Annotated in this window: 1 tRNA gene and 2 rRNA genes (1 of these 3 cut by a window edge); all 3 read right to left on the bottom strand. The window is 54.5% G+C overall.

From position 1 onward, the window contains the following. A tRNA-Met gene (locus ACOHX0_RS21690) sits at positions 1-77 on the bottom strand. Positions 78-134: 57 nt separating this feature from the next. Continuing rightward, positions 135-249, bottom strand: a 5S ribosomal RNA gene (gene rrf / locus ACOHX0_RS21695). 230 nt (positions 250-479) lie between these two features. Continuing rightward, a 23S ribosomal RNA gene (locus tag ACOHX0_RS21700) occupies positions 480-2,500 on the bottom strand; it runs 848 nt beyond the window's last position.

A 2,500-nucleotide genomic window follows, 5' to 3' on the forward strand; every position in this document is an offset into this window, starting at 1 on the left:
TGGTTGCGGGAGCAGGATTTGAACCTGCGACCTTCAGGTTATGAGCCTGACGAGCTACCTGGCTGCTCCATCCCGCGGCAGGGTTGTTTTGTTTGTCATCGTGTTTTTTTGAGAGATGATTTGGATTTTTCTAGGTTTGGCGGTGACCTACTCTCCCAGGGCTTGAGCCCAAGTACCATCGGCGCGACAGTGCTTAACTTCCGGGTTCGGGATGGGACCGGGTGTTTCACTTGTGCTGTAGCCACCAAACCGAGAAAAATCCACTCATCTTCGATGAGTGGATTTGGCGGCAGGCAGCGTATTTGCGAAGCAAATGCGCGTTGCCGCACCTCCGTTATGTCACAACGACATAAGTTTCATCGAAGATGTCCAATCAACTTGATTGCCTTTGTTTTCAAAGGCAATCCTTGTCCAAGCCAAGCCATTTCTTGGTGTGTATGCTCTTGGTCTATCCATTGTAACACTGTCTGTTACTGGATCAAATCAAGCCTGTCGGGCGATTAGTACCGGTCAACTGAATGCATTGCTGCACTTACATCTCCGGCCTATCGGCGTGGTGGTCTTCCACGGCCCTCAGGGATACCTTGTTTTGAGGGGGGCTTCCCGCTTAGATGCCTTCAGCGGTTATCCTGTCCGATCATAGCTACCCAGCACTGCTATTGGCATAACAACTGGTCCACCAGTGGATCGTTCACCCCGGTCCTCTCGTACTAGGGGCAACTCCTCTCAAGTATCCTACACCCACGGCAGATAGGGACCGAACTGTCTCACGACGTTCTAAACCCAGCTCACGTACCTCTTTAAACGGCGAACAGCCGTACCCTTGGGACCTGCTCCAGCCCCAGGATGAGATGAGCCGACATCGAGGTGCCAAACACTGCCGTCGATATGGACTCTTGGGCAGTATCAGCCTGTTATCCCCGGCGTACCTTTTATCCGTTGAGCGATGGCCCTTCCACGCGGGACCACCGGATCACTATGGCCGACTTTCGTCTCTGCTCGACTTGTCAGTCTTGCAGTCAGGCTGGCTTCTGCCATTGCACTCAACGAGCGATTTCCGACCGCTCTGAGCCAACCTTCGCGCGCCTCCGTTACTCTTTAGGAGGCGACCGCCCCAGTCAAACTACCCGCCACGCAGGGTCCCGGATCCGGATAACGGACCGCGGTTAGATATCAAGAGTGCGAAGGGTGGTATCTCAAGGGAGGCTCCACCGCGACTGGCGTCACGGTTTCGATGCCTACCACCTATCCTGCACATCACAATCCTGATACCAGTGCGAAGCTGTAGTAAAGGTGCACGGGGTCTTTCCGTCTAACCGCGGGAAGCCTGCATCTTGACAGGCAATTCAATTTCGCTGAGTCGATGTTGGAGACAGCGGGGAAGTCGTTACGCCATTCGTGCAGGTCGGAACTTACCCGACAAGGAATTTCGCTACCTTAGGACCGTTATAGTTACGGCCGCCGTTTACCTGGGCTTCAATTCGGAGCTCTCACCCCTCCTTTTAACCTTCAGGCACCGGGCAGGCGTCAGACCCTATACGTCGCCTTGCGGCTTCGCAGAGCCCTGTGTTTTTAATAAACAGTCGCCACCCCCTGGTTTGTGCCCCCGGATCCAAGTTGCCTTGAACCCGGGCCTCCTTCTCGCGAACTTACGGAGGTATTTTGCCGAGTTCCTTCAACATCGTTCTCTCAAGCGCCTTGGTATTCTCTACCAGTCCACCTGTGTCGGTTTAGGGTACGGTCTGAAAGGAGGGCTATTTCCAGGGACTGATCAGCAGCCCTCCCAATCCGATAAGGGAGAACTACCTTCACAATCCGTCACCACTCCACGGCCCAGGAATATTAACCTGGTTCCCATCGCCTACGCCTTTCGGCCTCGGCTTAGGGGCCGGCTTACCCTGCTCAGATTAGCTTTAAGCAGGAACCCTTGGACTTTCGGCGAGAGTGTCTCTCACACTCTTTGTCGCTACTCATGTCATCATTCTCGCTAGTGATCTCTCCACCGGATGGCTCACGCCCCGGCTTCATCGAAAGGACTTGATACCTGCGCTACCGCCTATTCGGCTACTTGAGCGCGTTTTCACGCGCCGCATAACCGGCGGCAGTATAGGTAAAGTCCTATGTCACACTACGCTCTGCTACCATGCCCTATGGGCATCCTCGGCTTCGGCTCATGGCTTGAGCCCCGTTACATCTTCGCCGCAGGACGTCTTATTTAGACCAGTGAGCTGTTACGCTATCTTTAAAGGATGGCTGCTTCTAAGCCAACCTCCTGGTTGTTTTGGACATCCCACCTGCTTTCCCACTTAGCCATGAATTGGGGGCCTTAGCCGGAGGTCAGGGTTGTTTCCCTCTCCACGACGGACGTTAGCATCCGCCGTGTGTCTGCCATCTACTACTCCCGGGTATTCGGAGTTTGGTTAGGATCAGTAAGCCTGTGGGGCCCCATTACCCATCCAGTGCTCTACCCCCCGGGGTATTCGGATGACGCTCTACCTAA

This window comes from Cribrihabitans pelagius (assembly GCF_048820915.1).
GTDB lineage: Bacteria > Pseudomonadota > Alphaproteobacteria > Rhodobacterales > Rhodobacteraceae > Cribrihabitans_A > Cribrihabitans_A pelagius.